Raw genomic sequence first — 8718 nt, forward strand, 5'->3', positions numbered from 1 at the left:
GTAAAGATTGCAATCCTGGACACAGGCATCGATCTCGACAGCCCAGAATTCGAAGGGAAAATCGACTTTGAGAACAGCCACTCCTATGTCGGCGACCCCGGCGATATTTCTGAACCTGACGGTCATGGCCGTTCCGGTCATGGCACGCATGTTGCCAACATCGCTGCAGGCAGGAAAAAAGGTCAAGGCCTGCACGGCGTTGCCTTTGACTCTGAGCTTGTCATCTTCAATGGAATTCATCCGACGACGACGATTAGAATTATGTGGCCTGATGCCATAAACCGCGCAATCGCGGCCGATGCGCATGTCATGAACAACAGCTGGGGTCAGGACAAAATTGTCGATGGTATGGTCGTCGATAGGATAATCACTGAGTTTACAACTCAATCTTCGGACGAAAATCGCGCTTCGCTCCAAGATTTTCTAGGACCCGCAACCATCACCGCCCTGAATAGAGCCAAATCCGAAGACTTGATGATCGTTTTTGCTGCAGGCAACAGCGGCCTGCCCGAGGTCGGACTCTATGCAGGCATTCCAGTTGTCCTGCCCGAATATAAGGACCACTTCATCGCCGTCGTCGCTGTTGATGAAGACAAAAACATAGCGGGTTTCTCCAACCATTGTGGCCTCGCACAGGATTTTTGCCTCGCTGCACCAGGCGTAGATATCCTGAGAATCCCCAACGGCACCGTCATCGATCATTTGGGGGGAACGTCCTTGGCCGCCCCCTACGTCACTGGAGCCTATGCCGTATTGAAGAGCCAGTGGCCTCACCTGACCGCCCCCGTAATCGCTGAGATTATGTTCGCTGCAGCTGAAGATCTCGGTGAGCCGGGTGTTGACCCGATCTACGGGCAGGGTCTCCTCAATCTGGAACGCGCCATGCTTCCTATGGGTGAGCTTGTTGTCTACCAGGGGAACACCACCGAGAGCGCCGCCATGCCTCTTGCCGAAACCGGCATCGTCGCCAGCGGCGCCCTGGCGCCAGCCCTCAACCAGGCCCTCGCAGGGCAGACCCTGATGGTTGCAGATGCGTATACGCGCGGATTTGAGCTTGCTGCCAGTGCCCTGGTCTCCGAACTCAAGGCGCCAAGACCCCGCCTTGCGATCACAAGGGAAACAAAGGTCAGCGACAGCCTCACACTCATGCGTTCAGATCACGGAACAGGTCTCCGTTTTGATGGGGATGTGTTCTCCTATGAGATAACTCTCGGCGACATAGATCCAGACGCAGATCCATTTGGACAGCTTCTGACAGAAGACTACTCATTCAGGCACAAGTTTGAACTCACACAAGCGCTGGCCCTTATTACTGACCACGCGGTCGGATCATCCACGGGCTCCTTCTCAAGGACCAGCATAGGGCTTGAAGCAAAAGACAAAGATGGGTCAGGCCTTTCTGCCCAGTTCGGCCTCATAGAAGAAAACGGCACAGTCCTTGGATCCCGCTTCATGGGAGCCGCGGGTCAGGACGGACGCAGCTCTACCTCGTTCTTGGAAATATCCGGATCTGTTGCGGTCGGGCAGGGCACGCTCCTGACGGTATCGGGCACGCAAAGCAGGACAGATTTCAAACAGGCAGGCCTGGTCACTGGCGGCAAAAGTCTGACGGGGCGTGCCGGCAGCGTCTCAATCAGCAAGAAACGCTTTCTCGGCAGCCCAGGCACGATGCGCTTGTCGATATCCAGTCCGCTCCAGATCTCCTCTGGTGAGATTTCAATCGACCTCCCCCGGGACAGGGTTGCAGCAGTGGCCGGTCAGGAAAGCACGGGCGTGACAAGAAGCTCTCAAACTGTGCAGATTACATCTTCAGTGCGGCCGATAGATATTGGCCTGACCTATCAGCTTGCTTCAGAAGCGCCCGGACCGGAAATTCTGTTTAACGCGGGATATCGCGCACAAGGCGGTGACCCCAATCCCTACATTGGATTTGCCCTCAGTCACAGGTTTTGAGCCGCACGGGCAGATGTTTCGGCCACTTCATCTGCCGAGAGAGCTGCGCAGTGCATAGCGCACCAGATGCACGATGCAGGTCTGAACCAGGGCCTCAGGGACGGCGGAGAACAGCAGCCGGTACATGCATTGGGCCGCTGAGATTTCTGCGTCATTTTCAGGATAAAGTGAAGGCGGTGCACCGATTACAGGTCTGTGGCGTAATTCCAGGGCATCAGGCTGCTGATGTTGGACTGTTTATGCCCGTTTGCGATAGCGGTCAGTGTTTGGGTGAGCCAGGCACGGCCATTGGTTAGAACGTAATGCAGGGCGGAACGTCGAACTGATGTGGTTGACTGGGCAACTCGCCCTGACCAGAAGACCATTGCAGACTTCTGGTGCGATAATGGTGCTTGTGGCGACTGTTTGCTCAGGCCGTATTGACAAAGTAACAGTCTGACAGGTGCAGACCCCACCATAGCCTTTTCCTATTCAAATATAGAATCATGGTATTTTCCAATTCAGCGATCTGGATCCAGTGTTGGATGCGGGACGAATTGGCTGGACGTATTCGCGGTCAATCGCGCAGCGGAACCCAATCAGTAAAACTTTGGAACGTTAGCCAGTACAATAACAACAGGTTTTCACTCATCACTCACATGTACAGCATGCAAATGAGATCATCTCAATTGCTCACAGCTTGAATTGGATAAAGGAATGACCGTAATGAACAATGCACCCGTTCTGGCACTTGCATTGCCTCATCAGTTTTCAGCAGAAGATCAATCTGTGAGCTTTGTATTACCGGCCAATGCATTCACGGATGTTGATGGCGATGCGCTGACCTTAAGCGCGACGCTTGCGGATGGTGCGGCCCTGCCTGGCTGGTTGGAGTTTGATGCGGTTGCGGGGAGTTTCTCGGGCACACCGCCCCAGGACTTCAATGGAACAGTCAACGTGATGGTGACGGCCAGCGACGGGTCTCTTTCGGCCAGCGACACCTTTGTGCTTGATGTTACCCCGGTCAATGATGCACCTGTCGCGGCTGATGATACTGTTGATCCGAGTGAGTTCCTGGTCAATGACTTCACCGATGGCTCTCAAAGCGACCCGAGTGTTACCGCTCTCGCCAATGGCCATTTCGTCGTCACCTGGCAGTCTGATGATGGACAGCCGGGCGATACGTCTGAAACTGCCATCAAGGCCCGTATTCTCAATGAGAATGGTGTCGAGATTGTCAGTGAATTTCTGGTGAATGAGTCTACTAATGGTAGTCAATTGACCCCCAGCGTTACCGAGCTCGCCAATGGCCATTTCGTCGTCACATGGCCGTCCAATGATCAGGAGCAAGGGCATCCGTCTGGTTTTGACATCAAGGCCCGTATTTTTGATACGGATGGTAATGAGATTGTCAGTCAGTTCCCGGTCAATGAAGTTACCCATGACATGCAAGGCTGGCCGAGCGTGACAGCCCTTGCCAATGGCCATTTCGTCGTCACCTGGCATTCTCTTGACGGGCAGCAAGGGGATACGTCCAGTTCTGCCATCAAGGCCCGCATTTTCGATGCAAATGGCGATGAGATTGTCAGTGAATTCCTGGTCAATGAATACACCAATGACGCGCAACTATACTCGAGCGTTACAGCGCTCGCCAATGGCCATTTTGTCGTCACCTGGCATTCTTGGGACCAACAGCACGGGGATACGTCTTGGTCTGCCGTCAAGGCTCGTATTTTCAATGAGAATGGCGATGAGATTGTCAGTGAGTTCCGTGTCAACGAATTCATCAACTTCTGGCAAGAGGACCCGAGTGTGACAGCCCTCGCCAATGGGGGTTTTGTTGTCACCTGGGGGTCTCATGACCAGCAGCAAGGGGATGCGTCCGCTTCTGCCATCAAGGCCCGTATTTTCAATGAGAATGGCGATGAGATTGTCAGTGAGTTCCTGGTCAATGAATTCACCGATAGCTGGCAAGTATACCCGAGTATTACAGCGCTCACCAATGGCCATTTTGTTGTCACCTGGATGTCTGAGGACCAGCAGCAAGGGGATACGTCCGGTACTGCCATCAAGGCCCGCATTTTCAATGAGAATGGCGATGAGGTTGTCAGTGAATTCCTGGTCAATGAATTCACCAATGGCTGGCAACAGAACCCGAGTGTGACAGCCCTCGCCAATGGGGGTTTTGTTGTCACCTGGGAGTCTCATGACGGACAGCAGGGCGATGGGGACCTCGCCATCAAGGCCCGCGTTTTTGATGCGAACGGTGTTGCTCAAAGTCACAAGATTATCACAGAAGATGTTGTCACCCTGATTGAGACCGCCACGCTTCTGGCCAATGACAGCGATGTGGATGGAGATGCGCTGACGGTGATGGATGTGTCTCCGACGAGTGCACATGGCGCGGCCCTGACGCTGAACACAGACGACGGGACGATCAGCTATGATCCAACCGGCGCAGACGCTGTTCAGGCCCTGGCAGAGGGTCAGACCCTGACGGATACATTCACCTATACGGTCGAGGACGGTAATGGCGGGGAGAGCACCGCAAGTGTTTCCGTGGTTGTTCATGGAGCCAACGATGCGCCTGTTGTGGCGATTGTATTGCCTGATCAGTCTTCCGTGGAAGATGAGACCGTGAGCTTTGTGCTGCCGGCGAACGCATTCACGGATGTGGATGGGGATGCGCTGACCTTGAGTGCGACACTTACGGATGGCACGGCCCTGCCGGACTGGCTGGTGTTTGATGCGGTTGCAGGGAGCTTCTCAGGCACACCGCCGCAGGATTTCAATGGCATGGTCAATGTACTGGTGACGGCCAGTGACGGGTCTCTTTCAGCAAGCGATGCCTTTGCGCTTGAGATTACCCCTGTCAACGATGCACCTGTCGCAGTTAACGATGTTGTGCAAAGTCCCACTCCGATCACCGAAGATGTTGTGACCTCAATTGATACCGCCACGCTTCTCACCAATGACAGCGATGTCGACGGGGACGCACTCACGGTGACAGCGGTTTCTGCCACAAGTGCGCATGGTGCAGCCCTGACGCTGAACACTGATGGGACCATCAGCTACGATCCCACCGGGGCAGCTGATGTTCAGGCCCTGGCAGAGGGCCAGACACTTATCGACACATTTTCCTATGCGACCGATGACGGCAATGGCGGTGTGGGCGTCGCAACCGTTTCGATCATTGTGCACGGAACCAATGATGCCCCTGTTGTGGCACTTGCATTGTCCAATCAGGCTTCCGTGGAAGATGAGGCCGTGAGCTTTGTGCTGCCGGCGAACGCATTCACGGATGTGGATAGCGATGCGCTGACCCTGAGTGCGACACTTACGGATGGCACGGCCCTGCCGGACTGGCTGGTGTTTGATGCGGCTTCCGGCAGCTTCTCAGGCACACCGCCCCAGGACTTCAATGGCACATTGAGTGTCACGGTAACGGCCAGTGACGGGTCACTTTCAGCCAGCGACACCTTTGCGCTTGAGATCACACCTGCCAATGATGCACCTGTGGCAGGTCATGATATTGTTGGCACGAGTGAATTCCGCGTCAATGAATTTACAGATGGCAAGCAAGAGTCATCGAGTGTTACAGCCCTCACCAATGGCCATTTTGTTGTCACCTGGGAGTCTGATGACCAGCAGCAAGGCGATGCGTCTGGTTCTGCCATTAAGGCCCGCATTCTTGATGCGAGTGGAGCTGAGATTGTCAGCGAATTCCTGGTCAATGAGATTACCGATGACTGGCAAAACAGCCCGAGCGTTACAGCGCTTTCCAACGGCGATTTCGTCGTCACCTGGCAGTCTTCTGACGGACAACAAGGCGATATTTCCAGTACTGCCGTCAAGGCCCGCATCTTTAATGCGAATGGCGGTGAGATCGCCAGTGAGTTCCTGGTCAATGAGTTTACCGATGGCGGTCAGGCGTTCTCGAGTGTGACAGCCCTCGCCAATGGGAGTTTTGTCGTCACCTGGACGTCTGATGACCAGCAGCAAGGCGATGCGTCTGGTTCTGCGATCAAGGCCCGTATTTTCGATGAGAACGGTGTTGAGATTGTAAATGAATTCCTGGTCAATGAGTTCACTGATGGCAAGCAAGAGTCATCGAGTGTGACAGCCCTCACCAATGGCCGTTTTGTTGTCACCTGGGAGTCTGATGACCAGCAGCAAGGCGATACGTCTGGGGGTGCCGTCAAGGCCCGCATTCTTGATGCGAGTGGAGCTGAGATTGTCAGCGAATTCCTGGTCAATGAATACACCGCTAACACTCAAGGGAGCCCGAGCGTCACAGCGCTCGCCAATGGCCATTTCATCGTCACATGGAGGTCTAACGACGGGCAGCAAGGTGATACTGATTGGGCCATCAAGGCCCGTATTTTCGATGAGAACGGTGTTGAGATTGTAAATGAATTCCTGGTCAATGAGTTTACCAATAACGGCCAACACGACCCGAGTGTTACCGCCCTCGCCAATGGCAATTTCATCGTCACCTGGCACTCTTATGACGGGCAACAAGGTGATGCTTCCAGCTCTGCCATCAAGGCCCGCATCTTTGATGCGGATGGTAACGAGATCGTCAGTGAATTCCTGGTCAATGAATTTAACCATCTCTTTCAAGGCAACGCGAGTGTAACAGCCCTTGCCAATGGCGATTTTGTTGTCACCTGGCAGTCCGATGACGGGCAGCAAGGCGATACGTCCGGTTCTGCGATCAATGCCCGTATTTTTGATACAAACGGTGTTGCTCAAAACCCCTATCTTATCACCGAAGATGCTGTCACCTTGATTGAGACAGCCACGCTTCTTGCCAATGACAGCGATGTCGACGGGGATGTGCTCACGGTGACAGCTGTGTCTGCCACAAGTGCGCATGGCGCAGCCCTGACGCTGAACACCGATGGGACGATCAGCTATGACCCAACCGGCGTAGACGCTGTTCAGGCTCTGACAGAGGGCCAGGCCCTGACGGATACATTCACCTATACGGTCAGTGACGGCAATGGCGGGGAGAGCACCGCAACGGTTTCCATCGTTGTGCACGGAGCCAATGATGCGCCTGTTGCAGTGGATGATGTTGTTGACCAGAGCGAATTCCTGGTCAATGAGTTCACCGATGGCAGTCAAAGCGCCCCGAGCGTCACAGAACTTGCTAACGGGCATTTCGTCGTCGCCTGGATGTCTCATGCGCAGCAGCACGGCGACATGCCCGATTGGGCTGTCAAGGCGCGTATTTTTGATGCGGATGGCGGTGAGATCGTCAGTGCGTTCCTCGTCAATGAATTCAACAATGGTGCTCAACCGAGCGTTACAGCCCTCGCCAATGGGCAGTTTGTCGTCACCTGGGTGTCTGAAGGCGGGCAGCCAGGTAACACGTCCGATTGGGCCATCAAGGCCCGTGTTTTTGATGCGGATGGCGGTGAGATCGTCAGTGAGTTCCTGGTCAATGAATTCAATAATGACTGGCAGCTCAACCCGAGCGTCACAGAACTTGCCAATGGCCATTTTGTCATCACCTGGCAGTCTGGAGAAGGACAGCGGGTTGATACGTCTGATTATGCCATCAAGGCGCGTATTTTTGATGCGAATGGCGTTGAGGTCACCAGTGAATTCCTGGCCAATGAGTTTACCAATGACAGTCAAATCAGTCCGAGCGTTACGGCCCTCGCCAATGGCGGTTTTGTCATCGCCTGGATGTCTCATGACCAGCAACTAGGCGATGTGCCTGGTGGAGCCATCAAAGCGCGTGTTTTTGACGCGGACGGCGTTGAGATCGTCAGCGAGTTCCTGGTCAGCGAGTTTAGTAATGACTGGCAAAGCACTCCGAGCGTTACGGCCCTCGCCAATGATCATTTTGTTGTCACCTGGATGTCTGATGAGCAGCAGCAAGGTGATACGCCCGATTGGGCTGTCAAGGCCCGTATTTTTGACGCGAATGGAAATGAGGTCGCCAGCGAATTCCTGGTCAATGAATTTACCAATGACAGTCAAATCAGCCCGAGCGTTACAGCCCTCGCCAATGGCGAATTCGTTGTTACCTGGGTGACTGGAGACGAGCAGCAAGGGGATGCTTCCAGCTCTGCCATCAAGGCCCGCATCTTTGATGCGGATGGTAACGAGATCGTCAGTGAATTCCTGGTCAATGAATTCACTAATGACACTCAAACCGAGCCAAGTGTTACAGCCCTCGCCAGTGGCCATTTCGTCGTCACCTGGCAATCTAGAGACGGGCAGCAAGGCGATACTTCTGATTGGGCCATCAAGGCCCGTATATTCGATGCAAATGGTGTTGCTCAAAGCTCCAACATCATCACCGAAGACGCTGTGACCCTGATTAAGACCGCCACGCTTCTGGACAATGACAGTGATGTCGAGGGGGATGCGCTCACGATGACAGCGGTGTCTGCCACGAGTGCGCATGGGGCCACCCTGACACTGAACACTGACGGGACCATCAGCTACGATCCCACCGGTGCTGCGGTTGCGCAGGCGCTGGCAGTTGGCGAGACCCTGACGGATACCTTCACTTATACGGTCGCGGACGGGAATGGTGGGGAGAGCACCGCAAGCGTTTCAGTTGTTGTGCACGGAAGAAACGATGCGCCTGCCGCGATTGATGATGTTGTTGTTCTAAGTCCGAATATCATCACAGAAGATGTTGTCGTCCTGTTTGATACCGCCACCCTTCTTGCCAACGACAGCGATGTCGAGGGGGATGCGCTCACGATGACAGCGGTGTCTGCCACGAGTGCGTATGGGGCAACCCTGACCCTGAACACCACC

Annotated in this window: 2 protein-coding genes and 1 pseudogene; 2 read left to right on the plus strand and 1 reads right to left on the minus strand. The window is 54.3% G+C overall.

Features of this window, described 5'->3' with window-relative positions; all coding sequences use genetic code 11:
• Positions 1–1953: S8 family peptidase (locus ACR1XY_RS23675; protein WP_480597147.1), on the plus strand; the 1953-nt coding region annotated here is incomplete at its 5' end.
• A 185-nt stretch (positions 1954–2138) separates the two neighbouring features.
• Here the strand turns inward: ACR1XY_RS23675 and ACR1XY_RS23680 are convergent.
• Positions 2139–2237: pseudogene (locus ACR1XY_RS23680) on the minus strand (transposase domain-containing protein); the annotation flags it as partial.
• Between the two features lie 412 nt (positions 2238–2649).
• Here ACR1XY_RS23680 and ACR1XY_RS23685 point away from each other — a divergent pair.
• Positions 2650–8718, plus strand: a 6069-nt coding sequence (locus tag ACR1XY_RS23685; protein ID WP_480597149.1) for a tandem-95 repeat protein, incomplete at its 3' end; no start/stop codon positions are given.

This window comes from Ruegeria sp. AD11(2025), from assembly GCF_056542405.1.